The sequence below is a fragment of the Bacillus sp. FSL W8-1141 genome, from assembly GCF_038593205.1.
GTDB lineage: Bacteria > Bacillota > Bacilli > Bacillales > Bacillaceae > Bacillus > Bacillus altitudinis.
In genome coordinates this window covers 1,980,778-1,999,262 of sequence record NZ_CP151973.1, presented here as the reverse complement: position 1 = coordinate 1,999,262, position 18,485 = coordinate 1,980,778, and the positions used below count along the sequence as shown (strand labels likewise).

Below are 18,485 nucleotides of genomic sequence, written 5' to 3'. Positions count from 1 at the left end.
AGGAGGAGTACGGTTGTTTCGTTATTGGTTTTTAACGATTTATGTTGTTGTATCCTTTTTTAAAAGTATAAGGCATTTGTATGATCATGAATTAACGGATCCACGCATTTCCTATACGAAACGAATGCATCTCATTCATGAGCATGCAAAAAGGTTTGCTAGAGGGTGTATTGATCAATCAGGATCGGTCATGACCATTCATCAGCAAAAAAAGCTGCCAGATGGTCCTGTTATTTATGTCACAGAAGCACATCATCCAGTGACGACGACATTGCTGATTGGTCACTTAGAGAAGCCATTTGCTTTTATGGCAAAACCGCATCTGTTTCGCTATCCCATCTTAAAACAATGGTTGAAGAAGATGGCGGTGATCAAGCAGAATCAATCTGATGAGGCGTTATTAGAAGAAGCAAGAGAAAGAGTTCTATCTGGCCAGAGTCTGTTGCTTTCTGAACAGTATCGTGTCATGGCAGAAACGCTTGCTGAAGAATGTAACTGCTCACTTGTTCCGGTTGAAACAAGCGGCACAGACCGTCTTTTAACAGGGAAGATCGTCAAAAGACTTCGTCCAGTTAATGTCGATATCCATATAAAAGCACCGGTCAAGATGAGTGATTACGCACAAAAGCGCGCATAGAAAAAACCAGCATCCGAATGTGGATGCTGGTTTTTTGATCATGCTGGGATGTTGACACAATAAAATAGAATGCAGAAGAACATGGATGCACTTCCGCCGAGAACAAAGCTGTGCCAAATCGCATGATGATAGGGAATTTTCCGCCAAATATAAAAGATCGTTCCGACTGAATACAAAATACCGCCTAATAGTAAGAGGCTGAATCCAGCTCCTGTTAATTGAATGTACAGAGGTTTAATTGCGATGATAATCATCCAGCCCATTAATAAATAAACAAGGGTGGATACAATGATAAACCGTTTGACGAAAAAGATTTTAAAAACGATACCGCCTGCAGCAAGCGCCCATACGATTGCAAGAAGAGTATAGCCAAGTGCGCCTTTTAATGGGCCAAGCAAAAATGGCGTATATGTACCAGCAATCAATACATAAATCGCAGAGTGGTCAAGGATTTCAAATACATCTTTTGTTTTTTTGTGCCGAATGCTATGAAGCAAAGTAGAGCTTAAATAAAGCAGCAGCATCGACGCGCCAAATATCGAAAAGCTAATAATGTCAGTGACAGTGCCGTATTGAACAGCGAATAAAACGAGAAAAACAATGGCGGGAATGGATAAAATGACGCCAATGCCATGTGTAATTGCGTTGGCAATTTCTTCTTTTACAGTAAACAATGGATGTCCTCCTTTATTGAACCGGTATATAACCATCAAGCGACTTCAGAAATGAGAGACCTTCAAGTGTAATCTTCGTTCCAGCTCTGCCTTTCCCTTTCGTCACATAGGCTTTTTTCTCAAGATCATCTAATCGACTCCTGACTTGCTGAGGGGTCAGCGGGATGTCGCCTTGTTTGCTTAACTCAGACAAGATACGTCTGCTGGCTGCTTCTCCTTTTTCATTTAGAGACTTAATGGCTTCGAGTAAGAAAACAAATTCTTGTTTCTCCATAAGCGTGAGCTGGTGTTCTTCTTTTTTTCCTTTACCAGCTGTTTGTTGAGGTAATAATACAAAAGGTGGCAAGTGATGCAAGAAAACTGTTTGCCCTTCGAGAATCGCGGCTGCATAATGAACGATATTTTTGAGCTCCTGGACATTCCCTTCAAACGAATATTGCTGTAAGACTTCCCACACACTTGAGTCGATATCAGGCGTCATGTTCAGTTCTCGAAAGAAAGCAGCGGTTAAAATAGGAATATCTGTTTTTCGATCTTCTAAAGGCGGGAGAGGGATATGAAGCACATTGAGCCGATAAAACAGCTCAGGTAAAAAACTGGACGAAACGCTCATCGCCTCTAATGATAAAGACGAAGAAGCAATGATTTTTGTTGCAGGAGAATCTTCGAGAAAACGAATGACCTGATGCTGCATAGGAATACTAAATGCGCTGACTTCGTCTAAATAAAGCACATGATTTGCCGCATGAGTAAATGCTTCCTGCAAAGTCACTTCATCTACAATGGGGCAATAGATATATTTCATCGAAGCCTGCGCAGCAAATGAATGGGCCATTTCTTGTGCAAAGCGTGATTTGCCTGTTCCAATTTCACCTGTGATCAACACAGGCTGATCGTTTTTCGTGAATTGTTTTGCCAAATGAATGGCGTGTTTTATATCTTGGTGTTCTCCATATATATTAGCAAACGGATGTGTGGTCATCGAGCGATTCCTTTCTTTTGGTTCTAATTGGTTTTATTATAACACCCAATTAGAACAAATGTATAGAAAAACGAAAAAGTTCATGAAATTTATCTCCGATCCATGATCTATTGGTTTATTTTTTGAATATTCATGTTATAATGACAAATTAAATAAGGTTAAAGAGAAAGGATCTTGTACATGAAACCGTTGCTCAAAGAAAACACGCTAATTCAAGTGAAAGACATCTTAAAAGCCCATCAAAATTTGAAGGATGTAGTGATTCATACACCACTTCAAAAAAATGAGCGACTTTCTGAACGATATGAATGTAATGTCTACTTAAAAAGAGAGGACCTGCAAGTTGTTCGTTCTTTTAAATTAAGAGGCGCTTTTAATAAAATGAGCCAGTTGCCAAAAGAAAAACTAGAAAACGGCATTGTTTGTGCCAGTGCAGGAAATCACGCACAAGGCGTTGCCTATTCTTGCAAATATTTAGGTATCCACGGGAAAATCTTTATGCCTGCTACCACACCAAGGCAAAAAGTATCGCAAGTGGAGCTTTTCGGAAAAGAATATGTTGACATTATCTTAACCGGAGATACCTTTGATGATTCGTATCATGAAGCAGTCAAATGCGGAGATAAGGAAAAGCGGGAATTTATCCATCCATTTGATGATTTAGATGTCATGGCAGGACAAGGAACAACTGCTGTAGAAATATTAAATGATATCGAAGTGGAGCCTCACTTTTTATTTGCAAGTGTTGGGGGCGGAGGTTTGTTATCTGGGGTTGGCACGTATATGAAAAATATCGCACCAGAAACAGAAATTATTGCAGTCGAGCCGCTTGGTGCCGCCTCACTTCATGCTTCCCACGAGAAAGGGGAGGTTGTCACACTTGATTCAATTGATAAGTTTGTAGACGGAGCAGCGGTTCAGCGGATTGGTGAAAAGACGTTTACGTCGCTTCAGTCTGTTGTCGATAAGATTAGTCTTGTACCAGAAGGAAAAGTATGTACAACCATTTTAGAGCTGTATAATCAATGTGCTATTGTAGCTGAGCCAGCGGGTGCGTTACCGATCGCAGCTTTAGATGCACATCGTGAGGAGATTAAAGGGAAAAATGTCGTATGTATTGTCAGCGGAGGCAATAATGACATTGGCCGAATGCAAGAAATCAAAGAACGCTCCATGATTTATGAAGGACTCCAGCATTATTTCATCGTCAATTTTCCGCAAAGAGCAGGTGCTCTCAGGGAATTTTTAGATGAAGTGTTAGGGCCAAATGATGATATCTCACGCTTTGAATATACGAAAAAGAATAACCGAAGCAAAGGACCTGCGCTTGTTGGGATCGAATTGAAAGAAAGAGATGACTATGCAGCGCTGATTGACCGAATGAATAAAAAAGGCTTTCACTATGTTGAAGTGAATAAAGATCAAGATTTATTCCACCTATTTATTTAGGCTTAACAGATAATTGGAAAAGAGGATTGATCGTTTGTGCTGCTCAAAACAATATGTTTTAGACGGATGGATGGAGCTCAGATCAAGGTAACAGAAGTCCCTGTTTTAAAGGGAGATGAATCCTATGGTTTCATGCTCACCTTTAGACTTGAAGCTTTCTTGAAAAAAGTCTATGTATCTAAGGGAAAGAGGCATGTGTACTCTTTCAGGGAGGATGTGAAACGTAACGTCAAGTGGAGCACATATGAACAGATCTACCAAGAGCCTACACTAAAACACAATGCGTAAATTGGAATCTTTGCCAAAGAGAGTGAGTGGCCATTTTCAAATGGCGGCTACTCATCTTGGCAAGGATTTTTTACATGAAAAGAAGAAAATGTGACAATTTCAAAAACGTTCTGACAGTTGTTTTCAAGTATGCACGAAATAAGGTAATATCATATGTAAAGACTAAGACAGCAAGGATGAGACGATAGTGAAACAAATTAAAATTGTAACAGATTCAACTGTGGACCTTCCGCTAGAAAAAATCAATGATCTTTCCATTCATGTCATTCCGCTCAATATCTCCATTTCTGGGGTTGATTATATTGACCGAGTGAACATACAGCCAGATGAATTTATTGAAAAAATGGAGGCCGCTGAGGAACTGCCGAAAACGTCTCAACCTGCCATCGGTCAATTCGTCGAATTATATGAAAAACTGACGGCAGATGGAAGCGAAGTCATTAGTATCCATTTAACTGGTGGGATGAGTGGTACGGTTCAAACTGCTGAAAGCGCTTCTAAAATGGTAGACGGACATATCACTGTCATCGATTCGAATTTTATTTCCTATGGTTTAGGGTTTCAAGTCACCAAAGCAGCAGAGCTTGCAAAAAAAGGGGCAAGCCGTGATGACATCCTCAAAGAAATGGACAAAATTCGTCTTAAAACAAAGCTATTTGTCACAATCGATACATTAGAAAATCTCGTGAAAGGTGGACGAATTGGAAGAGGAAAGGCGCTGATCGGTTCACTTCTTCATATTAAACCAATTGCCAGCTTAACAGACGGCATATACACACCAGAAGCGAATGTGAGAAGTTACTCCGCTCTTGTCCGCTATTTGACAAAACAGTATGTACAGGCGGTGAAAGGGAAAACCGTTCAGGCCATTGGGATTGCACATGCAGACGCATTAGAACTTGCAGAAAAGCTTAAAGCAGCACTGCTTGATCACACACCTGATGCACTAGTTGACATCGCTTATACAACACCGATTATTTCCTGTCATACTGGTAAGGGCGCTATAGGCTTTACTTTTTATACCGATTGATTGAAAAGGGGATGTAATTGTCATGTATACAAAAAGGGGAGCCTTATTTGGTGCGCTTACGATTATAAGCGTGCTTCTTTTAGTCTCATGTTCAAATGGACAAATCAAGGATGCATTAAATTATCAAATCCAGCCGTTTGAGTATCAAAACCAAGATGGTCAAAAGGTGTCGCTCGACGATTTAAAGGGGAAAGTCTGGGTGGCAGATTTTATTTTCACAAGCTGTGAAACGATTTGCCCGCCGATGACCGCACATATGACAGAGCTACAAAAACGGTTAAAAGAAGAAAAATTGGATGCGCACATCATTTCATTTAGCGTCGACCCAGAGGTGGATTCACCGAAAAAGCTAAAGGAATTTGCAAAAGCATATCCATTATCCTTTAAAAATTGGGATTTTCTCACTGGTTACTCGCAGTCAGCGATTGAAAAATTTGCAATGAAAAGCTTTAAGACGATTGTGAAAAAACCTGAAGACGAAGACCAAGTGATACACCAATCTCTGTTTTTCCTCGTTGATCAAGAAGGAAAAGTGATGAAAAACTATGATGGTGTTCAAAATACGCCATATGATGAAATCATCAAGGACATCAAAACACTGAGTCGAAGCTAGCATAAGGATGTTCAAATGAGTGAAAACATGATACACTTTTTTAATCAGAAAAAGGAGGGACATCATCGTTTGAAGGCTCGTTTGATTTTGATTGTGATGTCTCTAGCTTTTGTTCTTTCTGCATGTTCCGCACAAGAGGCTGGCATAAAGGATAAACTAGAAGACACACAAAACGTAAAAGAACATATTACGATCGCAGCGGTTGGAGATTCCTTAACAGAAGGAATCGGAGATCAAAATAAAAAAGGGTATGCCGGCATCACCCGTGACAAGATAGAAGCAGTGGACGGTGTACAGTCTGTTACATTAAAAAACTATGCCATTAAAGGCAGTAGAACGGTAGATTTATTAAAAAGATTAAAAGAAAAAAAAGTGCAGGATGGACTGAAAGACGCTGATTATATTTTCTTTACGATCGGCGGAAATGACTTAATGCATGTCGTCCGTCAAAATGTGCTCAACTTGACATTTGCTCCTTTTCAAAAAGAGCAAGGTCCTTTTGAAGAGCGTTTTAAGACCATTCTTGCTCAATTAAGAGAGCATAATGACCATGCAAAGATCATGTATGTCAGTATGTACAATCCTTTTAAATTCAGCTTGTCTGAGCTGAGAGATATTGATGAGGTCGTCAAAGACTGGAATGCTGCTGCCGAAAAAGAACTAAAAAAAGACGGCAATGCTGATATGATCGATGTAGCAGATTTATTTGAAGATGATAAAGATGAAAAATTACTGGCAGATGATGATTTCCACCCAAACCAAAAGGGGTACTCTCTTATGGCAAATCGTTTATTCTCAGAAGTGAAAAAAGAAGGACTGCCGAAGGAATAGGGTGAAAAGATGAAAAAATGGAAGAGTTTATTTTTTATTTTACTGTCAATTAATCTATTGATTGTTCTTGTATGCGGTATTTTCATGCTGCTGCCAAGCGATCAATCCGCTTCGAAAAAAGAAGTGAACAGCGAGTATGCTTTTAACATTTCTAGTTCAAAAGAGTCGCTTACCAGCTTTGTCAATGATTATTTGAAAAACCAAGGATCAAGCGATATGCCCGACTTTCATGTTGCGATTGACCAAGATGTGAAAGTAACAGGTGCAATCAAAGCTTTTTCTTCAACGATTAATGCAAATGTATCATTTACACCATCTGTTGAAGATAATGGGGATGTTCTGCTGAAAGTAGATGACTTTTCAATTGGACAATTAAGCATCCCAATCAGTTTTGTTTTAAGCTACATGGGTCAATTCTATGAACTGCCTGATTTCGTTCATGTGAAACCAGACCAAAAAACAGTGGAAGTGCGCCTTTCAGAAATGCCGCTGACGAATGATATGTATGTCAAAGCGAACAAAATTGATCTTGAGAATGATGAAATTGAATTCTCATATTATCATCCAAAGCAATAGAACGTGTAAGTCAGGAGTGAAACTATGAAGCGAGTCTATCAATATTTTAGTTTACTGTCGCTCTTATTTGCTGCATACTTTGGCATGACAGCTGCCTCTCATTTAAAAGCAGAAAATATCGACCAGTTTTACTTAAATATCGCCTATTGTGCATTATTTTTAGGTACCATGATTCTTGCTTTTGATTTTCAAAAACAAGAAAAAGCTGAAGATGTCTCGTAAATAGCCTTTTCCATTTGGAAAGGCTATTTGTCTTCTTTTCAGCGGAATAGAAAACCTTTGCATTCTAGGAAGGACGAGTACTGGCGCAGAGTGAATGTGACATTCGTGAGCACCGGCACGCAGGACTGACACCGAATGCGAGGCTTTGTCTACACGCTGAGAGCCTTTTCCATTTGGAAAGGCTCTTTTTACATTTGGTGAGACAAGACGACTTTTGCCATTAGCTCTGGCTCTCCGTTTGCAAATCCATGAAGTAAAATAAGATAGGCCCGCTTTGTTTGCAGGTGAACTTTCGGAATATCTAGCAGTACACTTTGAGTACCGGCAGCTTTTAATTCAAAGTGATACTTATTCGGAGAGAAGTGGTGGGTTTGGGTGCCGTTTACATATCCGAGCTCCTTTGATAAGATGCCTTGATCTCGTTCATATATATCAATGAAAGGGAGGTCTGGTGACAGCTGGATAAACGTGAGTGCTGATAGCTCATCTTGCTTAATCAGCGAGTCTTGCTTTTCTGTGAGCAGCGCAAAGCCGGTACGAGCTCCTGTGATACATAGCGTGTAAGTCTCGTTTCCATTAATCATCATACGAGAAGAAAGAATTCTTTCTTTTGTAGCCAGCTTAAATACTTCTATCTCATAAACACCCTCATCCCATTCCATATAAGCAGACAGCTGACCGTATGGCAGCTTTTTTTGGATTGGCTGCTGATTTACAAATACAGCAAGCTCACTTAAATCCGGTGCAGCGTGAAATAATCGAATAACAGCTTTGGAAATGGTGTTTCTCGGATGGTATGGGGGAAAGGTAGCTAATGGACGATATAGAAATTGATTCATCTCGTAGAGCTGCTGCACGTCTTTATCCCTTCTTTCTCTGCAATGTGTTTTTTGTAGCGTATGCAAGAAAGGGACGATCTGTATAGGCAAAAGAAACATAGAAAAAAGCCTGACAAAAAGTGTCAGGCTCTCGTATTAAGAAGGAGATGAATATTGATGATATTCAGCCAACTTAATGAACGTTTTTTCATCCTCAATTAATCCGCAAACGCCGCACTGGACTTTGATTTTCGGTCCTTGATAGTTCATGTGAAAAGGAGAAAGCTGATCTCCTTCATATGTTTCGACAATAGCTCCAGTTGCTGGATCAAGTTTCACAGGTTCTGAATGCTGCTCGATGAGGTTAAAACGCGTTCTGTTGGTTTTGCAGTTCGGACAAAGATATGGACTTGTCATGGTTCATTCCACCTTTTTATCCGTAGCATGTCCTCCACGCTAAAATCTATGCTTCATCCTTTTGACTTTTATCCAGCTTTTTAAATAACTTGATCATCGTTTTCAGTTCTTCATCATCAAATGATTCAAATCGTTCCATGAAGTATTCTGTTTTCTTTTTCTCAAAATGCTCAGTAATTTCCTTACCCTTATCGGTTAAGTGGATTTTGATGATGCGTCGATCCTCTTTTGAACGGATACGAGTGATCCAGCCTTTTTCTACAAGCGTGTCGGTTACAGCTGTAATATGGCTTGCTGATACACCGAGAATTGAGGCGAATTCCGTTACTTTTTTTGCGCCTTGTTCACGCAGCAGATTTAAAATGAGAAATTCATTCCGAGATAATTCGTTTTCAAGCAAGCTGTTAATTTCATAACGTATTTGCTTAAATACGGTTCTCAGTAAAGTATCCATTTCATACATCATTTGTTTTCTTTGTTCCAATCATTAAACCCCCATTATATTTTAAGATACGACAGAATGCTTTCATTTGTTTTTAGGTATACAAGTCGTATCATTTTCATTATTTTTTATCATGTTATAATATGATGATACCATTTTTTAAATGAAGGGGGCACTAATATGTCTGAAAAACAAGAATTAGCCACATTTGCTGGAGGCTGTTTCTGGTGTATGGTTAAACCTTTTGATGAACAGCCAGGCATTATCAAAGTTGAATCAGGGTATACTGGCGGACATACAGTGAATCCAACCTATGAGGAAGTATGTACAAATACGACAGGCCATAGAGAAGCCGTTCAAATTACCTTTGATCCAGACGTTTTTCCGTATGAGAAGCTATTAGAACTATATTGGCAGCAAATAGACCCAACAGATGATGGAGGACAATTTGGTGATAGAGGAGAGTCCTACCGTACAGGGATTTATGTCCACAATGAAAAACAAAGGCAACTTGCAGAAACATCAAAAGAGCAGCTGAGCCAAAGCGGAATTTTCCAAAAGCCAATCGTGACAGAAATTTTAGAGGCTGGTCCTTTTTATCCTGCTGAGGAATATCATCAGCATTATTATAAAAAGAACAAAATGCACTACGAACGATACCATGTCGGTTCGGGCAGAGCAGGTTTTATTCAATCTCATTGGAGTGATAAATAATGGCTAACGAAAAAGAGCAGCGCATCAAAGAATTAAACCGAATGCAGTACGAAGTGACGCAAAATAATGGCACTGAGCCGCCATTTCAAAATGAATTTTGGGATCATAAGGAAGAGGGCATTTATGTAGATATCATTTCAGGCAAGCCATTGTTTTCTTCTTTAGATAAATTTGATGCCCATTGCGGCTGGCCAAGTTTTACAAAGCCGATTGAAGATCAAGAGGTAGAAGAGAAAGTAGATACGAGCCATGGCATGGTGCGGACTGAAGTTCGCAGTAAGACGGCCGACTCTCACCTTGGTCATGTATTCCCTGACGGCCCAGGGCCAAACGGTCTTCGATATTGTATTAATTCTGCCGCTTTAAAGTTTATCCCGAAGGATGATCTTGAAAAAGAAGGCTATGGTCATTTGAAAAACATCTTTCAATAATTGATTTTAAAAATCGTCACATGGAAGTCAGCTGCTTCCGTGTGACGATTTTTTTATTTTTTATGGTGGGTATGATGTAATTGTTCAATGATGTGAAACAGCTTCTCTTTTGTAATGAGCGGTGCTTCGTTTGATGTGTAATGGGTCAAATGAACTTTTTGAAAATGAGGGTGAAGATGTGGTCTTGGTAAAATGGCATAAAATTGTTCATGTTCAAACAGTGCATCTGCCTCGTGAGGGAATGTGAGCTCCTCGTGAAGTTTTTCTCCAGGTCTTTTTCCGACAACGAGAATATCAGGAGAAGGAACATTGATCAGACCGGCATATTCATGAAATGCTTTCAATAGATCAGCCAGCTGTAATGACTCCATCTTGAGGATGAATGTTTCGCCGCCTTTCATCATGATAGCTGCTTCAAGCGTGAGAGATACAGCTTCTTCGATAGACATAAAAAAGCGTGTCATCTTAGGATCAGTTACAGTTAGAGGTTGTTCATTTAACAACTGTTGAAGCATGATGGGGATGACGGAACCCCTTGATCCAAGCACATTGCCAAACCGGACAGAGCAAAACTTCGTTTTCTGATTTGAAATACTTTCATTCGCTTGAAAAAACAATTTTTCTGAAATTAATTTTGTAGCTCCCATGGCATTTGTCGGAGAAACCGCTTTGTCAGTTGAAATGTTGACAACATGACTAACTTCATGTTCAAGTGCTGCTTCAATGACATGCTGTCCGCCGATGATGTTGGTTTGGACAGCTTCAAACGGATTATCTTCGCAGGTGGGTACTTGTTTGAGTGCAGCTGCATGGAAGATGATATCTACCCCTTTGACAAGCTGCCTGACGCGGCTGGCATCCCTCACATCTCCAAGTGCAAATACAACCTCTGGATTTGCCGCATATTCATTTTTCATCATGTATTGTTTACTGTCATCTTTACTGAAGACAATGACCTTTTTAGGAGAGCAGGCTGTTAATTTTTTCACAATCTGCCGGCCAATCGAACCCGTACCGCCTGTGACCAAGATGATTTTGTCACGAAAAAAGGTCTTCAAACTCGTTTCTATTTGTTTGGACATATCTAATCCCCCAACTCTCATTTCTCTACTTTGCATCATATGTGAAAGAGTGGAAGACGTTTGAGGAAAAGAACCACTTCATGCATAAATTAGGTGAACCAATTATAACCATCTGCTTGACGACTTAATAGAATATGTAGAGATAGAAGATTAAGTAGAATAGCGAGGCACCTAAAGAACTTCAGTACGGTGATCAGTTCAGCTCTCAGAATTTATTCTCTGATACTGAGCTGCGCGAGGGGAGAAGATCATACATGTATAGGGGAAATCGTATTTTAGCTATGATACCAGCTTTTAGCAGCAAGCAGGGACATCATGCTGAACACATTCGCGTATTGGCGGAGCGGCCGCTGATCTATTGGACCATTCAGCCATTATTACAAATGATTGAATTAGATGAAGTCATCGTATCTTCAGAGGATGTGAATACTCAAATCATTTCGTCCCACTATGGAGCAAATGTGATTGAACTGCCAAGCACACATGTGACGGAACAAACACCTTCTTTAGTAGCTGTAAAGCATGCACTTGCTTATTTAGAACGAGAGGGAAAGACGTTTGATATTGTTTTGTATTTGCATCCAGCATCACCACTAAGGCAGACGGCAGATATTGAGAACTGCTTGCAGCTTCTAGTAGAGGGGGGATATGATTGTGCGGCTTCTTTTACAGAGGCGTTAGAAAATCCAAATGAAACTTGGACACTTCATGACACCAATGAAGCCAGCCTGTATAAGGACAATCATTATTTTTTTGTACCAACTCAGGAGCACCCTTATACGTATGGACGTTTAAATGGAGCTGTCTATGCGTTTCATGTTCCATATGCAAAAGAATGCATTCATTCCTTTTTAGAAGGATCTGTTGGTGCATATATGATGGATCATGCGCAATCGCTTGTTGTGAAAAGTGAGGAAGATCGGAAAAAGGCAGAGAAGATTTTATTGGCTCGACAAGATGCAGAAGGAACGGCATAAGATGATGGCAATTAGAAAAAGCGCCCGGTCATAGGGCGCTTTTGACTATTTCATAAAGTCTGTAAGGCAGCGTATCAAATGTGTTCCAGCGAACGACTTGCTCGTAATTGTTCTCTGCAACCGATTGTCTTTGTTGAGGGTTTTTTACATAGTGCTCGACCTGCTTAATCAAATCGTTTTCATGTGTGTAAAAAGCGAAGCTTGAAAATGCCTGTGACGGTTGTAGATCTGTCAACTGAAAGCCTCCGCTTGCAGCGATATCAAATGCTCTGTTGTTGAGGCTCATATTTTGAACATTGGCTTTGTTTTGATTATAGGCAAATTGCGCAGGCCTGTGCGGATTCAGAACAATGGCTGATGTTTGATAGATGTCTGCCATCTGCTCGGGACTCAGCCAGTGGGTCATCAGTGTGAGATCGCGATATCGTCTGCGTGATTTATTCAACACGCGATGCCACTCTTTTCCTGCTACGAGAATGCGCCATTTGTTTTGATGTAAGAGTGTATTGATGGCTTTAATGCGGTTTGGATAAGGGTAGCCAATGAGTGCAATGTCATAGATGCACGACTCATGTGGTGATTCTTTTTTCTGAAATACGTGTGTATTGGTCGGAATGGGAAAGTAGTGCGTGTGATCAGCGCCCATTTGTTTGTAAAATGACAAAGCACCTTCGTCAATCGTTAAGATCAGCTGTGCATCACTTACGCATGCAGCTGACACATCTATATAAAAAGGGTCTTCTGTCATCCAAAGTACAACGGGGATCTTTTCTTGTTTGAATTGATGAAGCAGTTCTGTTGGAATATGATCACCGATCATCATGAAAACAAAATCCGGAGAAAATGTCCGGATTTTGTGCATATGAGCGGGTAGAGTTTCCCTATCCACCTTGACGCATGAAAAGGGGGAATCAATGAAGCTATCTTCTATCCATTGATCGAACATCCGATAGATTCCACCGTAGCCAGAGCTGATATAAAGAAGCTTCATGATGGCCCTCTCACATTAAGATGTGAACGTAACACTTTCTACTTTATCTACATCTAATAGAGTCGTTGCAGAGCCTGTAGGTGTCACAGAGCTTTCTTGTGTGACGAAAACAACACCTGTTGAAGCATCGAATGATACGAATTGTACGGGTCCGATTAAGTCACCTGAGTCCATGACAATGCTAATGACTGTTCCAGGTGCAAGTCTTGCGAAAATCCATCTTGCTGGTTGAGATACGTCGAGTGTTGTAGCAGAATCTGAAGGTGATGCTTCAGCAGCTACCTCACTAAATAAATCGTTCAATTTTTCTTCCACTTGAACTCCTCCTTCTTCGAGATTAACTGTTAACGCATGACTAAGCGGTTTGAAAAACAGCTTTAATAGCTCTTTTTTTAATTCGGCACGCTTTTCGCTCATGTTTTCCCCATCCTTTCTTCATCCATTCAAACACACCACTATGTATATGCCGTTCTCTTTTTTTGGTATAAGCAGAATGCTCATTCCTTGTTCTTTTTTTTATTTAATGACTTCACACATTTTTGAAAAATGTTTTCAAATGCTGATGCTAAATGAAGTGATCCTCATACTCTAGTAAAGATCAAACGAGAAGAAAGAGGGAATCTGAATGGAATTTGAACAACTATTAAATGGCTGGAACGAAGAATTACTAGAAACAGAAGGAATACTTGAAGTTGTGTTGATTATACTTCTTCTTCATCTTTTAGAGGAAAGTGAGGAAGGGAGTGCGTCAGAGATTAAAGAATTGCTGCGCCCGTGGCTTGAGCTCGGCATTCCGCTGCCGCGTGTTCATTTAGTCAATGGAGATGTGCTGCAAAACGTGGTTGTCGTACAATTGTTTGACTCAGTAGCAGTCTTTAAAAATGCGACAAATCAACTAAGAGTAAGTGTTCCTTATGTGAACATTGTCAGCTGGGGGGCTTTTTAATCTATTTAAAAAAGGATAATGGTCATGAAAGTATCAGTGATATTAACAAGCTACAACAAACCTGATTTCATTGAACGTGTGCTAAAGAGTGTGGTAGAACAAACGTATCAGCATTGGGAGCTTTTGATCATGGATGATGGCTCTGAACAAGAAACGATCCAAAAGATGCAGCCTTATTTAGTGGATAAGCGCATTCAATTGTATTCTCATCAAATTCATCCTGCAAACCGGCTGAAGACTGTACGTTATGCAACGCTAATTAATGAAGCATTAACACGTATAACAGGTGAGCTGGTTTGTTATGTAACTGATGATACAGTCTACAGAAAAGATCGTTTAGAGAAAATGGTCGAGGTTTTTCAATCGAAGCCTCACATAGATATCGTCTATTCCTCGCAGCGTGTCGTGCATGTGAATCAGCATTTGGTGGAAACGGCGAGCTTCGTTCGAGAAGCAGATCAAGTGTTGGAGCATGCATCCTTTCAAGTCGACCATTGCTCTGTTATGCATAGAAGCCGGCTGCTTCCGCTTATTCGTGAAAAATACGGACAATACTGGGCCGACGAACCAAAACATTGGCATCATGCTGACTCTGTGTTTTGGATGAGACTGAATCATTTTGCTGCGTTCTTTCCATTAAAAGAAGTACTTGATACCACATATAAAACGCCACAATCATTCCATCATATGTTTGCGAGTATGCCCTACGATTTAATTGACGGAGCTGTGATTGACAGAGAAGGTGCTTATTATCAAATCGCTAGCGGATATCTTCATCGCATTGACAGGCGCTGGGTGAATGAAAAGAACAGGCGTGCGATTCGTGTTCCCTCGTTATGTGCGATGAAATATGAAATGAACGAGCCGCTGACAGTCCCAAATTATACAGTCGTCACCGCAGATAACGGCAGAACATTTTATTATATTGAACATCAGACAAAAAGACGGTTTGATTCAAAACGTGATGTGCAATATTTTCAGTTTCATCAAAAGGAGATATACACGGTCACAAAACAGCAGCTGGAGACGTTTGAGGATGGCAAGATCATTCAAGTATCTCCTATATTCAGCCCGCCAAATAGACGGCTGTTTAAATGGAAACAAGATGTCTATTTATTTGTGCATGATACCTTTTGCCGAATTGTTCCTGAGGTAGTGAAAATATTTGCGTTTTACCATCAGCCAATCAAACTACAACCTTCTCAATTTGCATTTTTTCAAGAAGGAAAGCCAATTGTGCCGCTGTATATGGAGTCTCTTCAGGAATTTGACTTGTCTCTTTATCAGATGTCAGGACGAAAGCACTCCTCATAAGAGGGGTGCTTTTTTTTAGAATTGACGAAAAAAGCAGGAGATCGAAAGGAAAAAGCGAAACGTGAAAAGGATAGGGGAACACGTTGAATATCATCAAACCGCTGAAAATTGGGCAATACTGTGCCGGATTTTCGGCATAGAAAGTGAGGGGGAAATAGTGGGGAAGGTTGTCGAAAGAGCGGATTGGTTTGAATTAATTTTAGAAGCTATCGATGAAGCGATTCACGTTGTAGACGATCAAGGGGTCACCATCTTTTATAATCATAATGCAGCGAAGTTCGACTGTTTAGCGAAAGAAGAGGTGATTGGCAAGTACATACTGGATGTGTATCCTTCATTAACTGAAAAGACAAGTACACTCATGCATGTACTTAGAACAGGAAAACCCATTTATCATTCGTTGCAAACCTATTTGAATAAAAATGGAGAAAAAATTGAGACTGTCAACACCACACTGCCCATTATGGAAGGCAGCAAGTTAATTGGGGCGGTAGAAGTAGCGAAGGATGTGTCGAAGCTGTCGGCGCTTTCGAATCGTTTAGATCAAAAAAAACGAACGGATGGTGCCGCGGAGACCACTCAAATGCTCGATTTTTCTTCATTTTTAACAAATGATCCACACTTAAAAGAGATGCTGGAAAAAGCGAAAAAAGCTGCTGCATATCCTTCATCGGTTATGGTCTTCGGGGAAACTGGGACAGGAAAAGAGGTACTCGTACAAGCGATTGTTCATGCATCTGATCGGAAAGATCAAGTCTTTATCCCGCAAAACTGCGCTGCTCTTCCAGAATCGCTGCTTGAAAGTCTGTTATTCGGGTCTGTCAAAGGAAGTTATACGGGCGCAATAGATCGCAAGGGGCTGTTTGAGTTAGCAGATGGCGGTACGCTTTTTCTTGATGAGCTGCAAGCCATGCCGCTTACGCTTCAAACAAAATTACTGCGTGTGTTAGAGGATGGTGTTGTCCGCCGGATAGGTGATGCAAAGGCGGTTCAAGTAAATGTCAGAGTGATTACTGCCCTCAATATCGACCCATTTGAAGCCGTTAAAAAACAAATGTTAAGAGAAGACTTATTTTATAGACTGCATGTGTCATCATTTCATATCCCGCCGCTTCGCACAAGGAAGCATGATATCCAGCTGTTATCCCGCCACTTTATTCAAACGTATCATCAGCAATTTTCTAAAAACGTCAACCGCCTTTCTGAAGAAACCGTCCAAGTATTTATGGCCCATCAGTGGCCAGGGAATGTCAGAGAATTAAAACATACGATCGAGCATGCCGTCTTGATGATGCCGAAGGAAGCAGAAGAAATCACCCCAGCATATCTCCCTGCTCATTTGCGGACGCATCAGATAGAAAGTCATCCGCCAGAGTCCTCATTAAAAAGTCAAGTGACGTCATTTGAACAAACGCTGATTCAAGAAGCTTTAAGACAGCACGCAGGGAATATTAAGCAAACGGCAGCCGCTTTAAAAATTCCTCGACAAACATTGCAGTATAAACTAAAAAAATATACAGATGCCGAAAAGTAGGCACTTCAAACAGGTGAATTTGACGGAAAAGCTCCTTTTGTAAAGAATAGGGGCATTTTCCCATGTTGGCACATAACTTGCATAGTATAAAGTGAATGCTGATAGGGGGAATGGATATGAATCAAAAACTGTATCAACCTGCGCGACATTGGAAGGACATTGAACTTTGGAAGGACGTACCCGAGGAAAAGTGGAACGACTGGATTTGGCAGCTGACGCATACGGTCAAAACGCTTGAAGATTTAGAAAAAGTCGTGAACTTAACAGAAGAGGAAAAAGAAGGGGTGAAGATTTCTACGAAAACCATTCCACTCAACATTACACCCTACTATGCCTCACTGATGAATCCAGACGATCCAAGATGCCCAATTCGTATGCAGTCTGTACCGATTGCAGAGGAGCTTCATAAAACAAAATATGACCTCGAAGATCCGCTCCATGAAGATGAGGATTCACCTGTTCCAGGTTTAACGCACCGCTACCCAGATCGTGTGCTGTTTCTTGTCACAAATCAGTGCTCCATGTACTGCCGCTATTGTACGAGAAGGCGCTTTTCCGGTCAGATCGGGATGGGTGTGCCGAAAAAGCAATTAGATGCCGCCATTGGATATATTAGAGAAACCCCTGAAGTGCGGGATGTGTTAATTTCAGGCGGTGACGGGCTGTTAATTAATGATCAAGTGCTTGAATACATTTTGAAAAACTTACGAGACATTCCTCACGTTGAAATCATTCGAATTGGAACACGTGCGCCGGTCGTGTTTCCACAGCGAATTACAGATGAATTGTGTGAGATTTTAAAAAAATATCATCCTGTTTGGCTGAACACTCACTTTAATACAAGCATTGAAATCACAAAAGAAGCGAAAGAAGCGTGTGAGCGACTTGTCAATGCTGGCGTGCCTGTTGGTAATCAGGCGGTGATCCTAGCAGGAATTAACGACAGTGTTCCAATTATGAAGAAGCTGATGCATGATCTCGTCATGATTCGCGTCAGACCTTATTATATTTATCAATGTGATTTATCTGAGGGGATCGGCCACTTTAGAACACCGGTTTCAAAAGGCCTTGAAATCATTGAAGGCTTAAGAGGACATACGAGTGGTTATGCTGTGCCAAGCTTTGTTGTAGATGCACCAGGCGGAGGAGGTAAGATCACCTTACAGCCAAATTATTTATTATCTCAAAGCCCAGAGAAAGTGGTCCTGCGTAACTTTGAAGGTGTGATCACCTCTTATCCAGAGCCGGAACATTACGTCGCAGGCCAAGCAGATGCGTATTTTAATGAAATCTATGAAGAAAAGAAAGAACCCGCCATTGGCATAACAGCTCTATTTGAGGACGAAGCAAGATCCTTTACGCCTGAAAATTTAAGCCGAATGAAACGAAGAGAGTCTTATGAAACGAATCCTGAACATGATACGCTCAAAAACAAACGCGAAAAACGAGATGAATTAAAAGAGAAGAAATATCAAGCCCAGCTCAAAAAAGAACAAACCGTAAAGGAGGAGAAATAA

At 40.6% G+C, this 18,485-nt stretch carries 23 protein-coding genes; 15 read left to right on the top strand and 8 right to left on the bottom strand.

Features of this window, described 5'->3' with window-relative positions:
- The first annotated feature begins 13 nt into the window (after positions 1-13).
- Positions 14-637, top strand: a complete 624-nt coding sequence (locus tag NSQ52_RS10055) for an acyltransferase (RefSeq protein WP_035703293.1) — start codon at positions 14-16, stop codon at positions 635-637.
- Positions 638-675: 38 nt separating this feature from the next.
- Here the strand turns inward: NSQ52_RS10055 and NSQ52_RS10050 are convergent, their stop codons facing one another.
- Complete coding sequence (locus NSQ52_RS10050; RefSeq protein WP_008346394.1) at positions 676-1,311, bottom strand: hemolysin III family protein; 636 nt, start codon at positions 1,309-1,311, stop codon at positions 676-678.
- Positions 1,312-1,324: 13 nt separating this feature from the next.
- Complete coding sequence (locus tag NSQ52_RS10045; RefSeq protein ID WP_047946650.1) at positions 1,325-2,293, bottom strand: sigma 54-interacting transcriptional regulator; 969 nt, start codon at positions 2,291-2,293, stop codon at positions 1,325-1,327.
- Between the two features lie 180 nt (positions 2,294-2,473).
- Between NSQ52_RS10045 and ilvA the strand changes: the two genes are divergently transcribed.
- The 7 genes from ilvA to ypmT all read left to right on the top strand — a co-directional run bounded on the left by ilvA (position 2,474) and on the right by ypmT (position 7,302).
- Positions 2,474-3,742, top strand: coding sequence for a threonine ammonia-lyase IlvA (gene ilvA, locus NSQ52_RS10040; protein WP_008346398.1), 1,269 nt, complete (start codon positions 2,474-2,476; stop codon positions 3,740-3,742).
- 36 nt (positions 3,743-3,778) lie between these two features.
- Positions 3,779-4,030: a YpmP family protein gene (locus tag NSQ52_RS10035; protein WP_008346400.1), complete on the top strand. Its 252-nt coding sequence runs from the start codon at positions 3,779-3,781 to the stop codon at positions 4,028-4,030.
- Between the two features lie 187 nt (positions 4,031-4,217).
- Positions 4,218-5,060, top strand: coding sequence for a DegV family protein (locus NSQ52_RS10030; protein ID WP_342473290.1), 843 nt, complete (start codon positions 4,218-4,220; stop codon positions 5,058-5,060).
- A 22-nt stretch (positions 5,061-5,082) separates the two neighbouring features.
- The gene (locus NSQ52_RS10025) at positions 5,083-5,673 is read left to right on the top strand and encodes an SCO family protein (protein WP_035391723.1); all 591 of its coding nucleotides are present in this window, start codon (positions 5,083-5,085) and stop codon (positions 5,671-5,673) included.
- Between the two features lie 69 nt (positions 5,674-5,742).
- On the top strand, positions 5,743-6,504 hold the full coding sequence (locus NSQ52_RS10020; RefSeq protein WP_017359696.1) for an SGNH/GDSL hydrolase family protein: 762 nt from the start codon (positions 5,743-5,745) through the stop codon (positions 6,502-6,504).
- Positions 6,505-6,513: 9 nt separating this feature from the next.
- Positions 6,514-7,080: a YpmS family protein gene (locus tag NSQ52_RS10015; RefSeq protein WP_024718556.1), complete on the top strand. Its 567-nt coding sequence runs from the start codon at positions 6,514-6,516 to the stop codon at positions 7,078-7,080.
- A gap of 24 nt (positions 7,081-7,104) precedes the next feature.
- Positions 7,105-7,302, top strand: coding sequence for a protein YpmT (gene ypmT, locus NSQ52_RS10010; protein ID WP_008346409.1), 198 nt, complete (start codon positions 7,105-7,107; stop codon positions 7,300-7,302).
- 188 nt (positions 7,303-7,490) lie between these two features.
- Here ypmT and NSQ52_RS10005 read toward each other — a convergent pair whose 3' ends face one another.
- The 3 genes from NSQ52_RS10005 to NSQ52_RS09995 all read right to left on the bottom strand — a co-directional run bounded on the left by NSQ52_RS10005 (position 7,491) and on the right by NSQ52_RS09995 (position 9,021).
- On the bottom strand, positions 7,491-8,159 hold the full coding sequence (locus NSQ52_RS10005) for a DUF4397 domain-containing protein (RefSeq protein WP_212357240.1): 669 nt from the start codon (positions 8,157-8,159) through the stop codon (positions 7,491-7,493).
- Positions 8,160-8,276: 117 nt separating this feature from the next.
- Positions 8,277-8,537 (bottom strand): hypothetical protein, encoded by a 261-nt coding sequence (locus tag NSQ52_RS10000; RefSeq protein WP_008346413.1) that lies wholly within the window; start codon positions 8,535-8,537, stop codon positions 8,277-8,279.
- A 46-nt stretch (positions 8,538-8,583) separates the two neighbouring features.
- The gene (locus NSQ52_RS09995; protein ID WP_087977978.1) at positions 8,584-9,021 is read right to left on the bottom strand and encodes a MarR family transcriptional regulator; all 438 of its coding nucleotides are present in this window, start codon (positions 9,019-9,021) and stop codon (positions 8,584-8,586) included.
- 138 nt (positions 9,022-9,159) lie between these two features.
- Here NSQ52_RS09995 and msrA point away from each other — a divergent pair, with 138 nt between their 5' ends.
- Together msrA and msrB are read left to right on the top strand one after the other, a co-directional pair.
- Positions 9,160-9,693, top strand: a complete 534-nt coding sequence (msrA, locus tag NSQ52_RS09990; protein ID WP_017367464.1) for a peptide-methionine (S)-S-oxide reductase MsrA — start codon at positions 9,160-9,162, stop codon at positions 9,691-9,693.
- Complete coding sequence (gene msrB / locus NSQ52_RS09985) at positions 9,693-10,124, top strand: peptide-methionine (R)-S-oxide reductase MsrB (RefSeq protein WP_342473288.1); 432 nt, start codon at positions 9,693-9,695, stop codon at positions 10,122-10,124. Before msrA ends, msrB begins: the two co-directional genes overlap by 1 nt.
- 53 nt (positions 10,125-10,177) lie before the next feature.
- Here the strand turns inward: msrB and NSQ52_RS09980 are convergent, their stop codons facing one another.
- The gene (locus NSQ52_RS09980) at positions 10,178-11,206 is read right to left on the bottom strand and encodes an SDR family NAD(P)-dependent oxidoreductase (RefSeq protein ID WP_045035060.1); all 1,029 of its coding nucleotides are present in this window, start codon (positions 11,204-11,206) and stop codon (positions 10,178-10,180) included.
- A 254-nt stretch (positions 11,207-11,460) separates the two neighbouring features.
- On the opposite strand from NSQ52_RS09980, the gene NSQ52_RS09975 reads away from it, so the two are divergent.
- Entirely contained in the window at positions 11,461-12,183 is a 723-nt protein-coding gene (locus tag NSQ52_RS09975) for an N-acylneuraminate cytidylyltransferase (RefSeq protein WP_017367462.1), read from the top strand.
- 28 nt (positions 12,184-12,211) lie between these two features.
- Here NSQ52_RS09975 and NSQ52_RS09970 read toward each other — a convergent pair whose 3' ends face one another.
- Positions 12,212-13,006 (bottom strand): DUF3880 domain-containing protein, encoded by a 795-nt coding sequence (locus NSQ52_RS09970; RefSeq protein ID WP_342473287.1) that lies wholly within the window; start codon positions 13,004-13,006, stop codon positions 12,212-12,214.
- 183 nt (positions 13,007-13,189) lie between these two features.
- Positions 13,190-13,591: a hypothetical protein gene (locus NSQ52_RS09965; protein WP_007500770.1), complete on the bottom strand. Its 402-nt coding sequence runs from the start codon at positions 13,589-13,591 to the stop codon at positions 13,190-13,192.
- Positions 13,592-13,799: 208 nt separating this feature from the next.
- Here NSQ52_RS09965 and cgeC point away from each other — a divergent pair, with 208 nt between their 5' ends.
- From cgeC to ablA, 4 genes are all read left to right on the top strand, one after another.
- Positions 13,800-14,120 (top strand): spore maturation protein CgeC, encoded by a 321-nt coding sequence (cgeC, locus tag NSQ52_RS09960; RefSeq protein WP_007500768.1) that lies wholly within the window; start codon positions 13,800-13,802, stop codon positions 14,118-14,120.
- An 18-nt stretch (positions 14,121-14,138) separates the two neighbouring features.
- Entirely contained in the window at positions 14,139-15,434 is a 1,296-nt protein-coding gene (locus NSQ52_RS09955) for a glycosyltransferase family 2 protein (protein ID WP_144679469.1), read from the top strand.
- Positions 15,435-15,591: 157 nt separating this feature from the next.
- A complete protein-coding gene (locus NSQ52_RS09950) occupies positions 15,592-16,968 on the top strand; it encodes a sigma-54-dependent Fis family transcriptional regulator (RefSeq protein WP_024718563.1) in 1,377 nt (458 codons plus the stop codon).
- 116 nt (positions 16,969-17,084) lie between these two features.
- Entirely contained in the window at positions 17,085-18,485 is a 1,401-nt protein-coding gene (ablA, locus tag NSQ52_RS09945) for a lysine 2,3-aminomutase (protein ID WP_008346434.1), read from the top strand.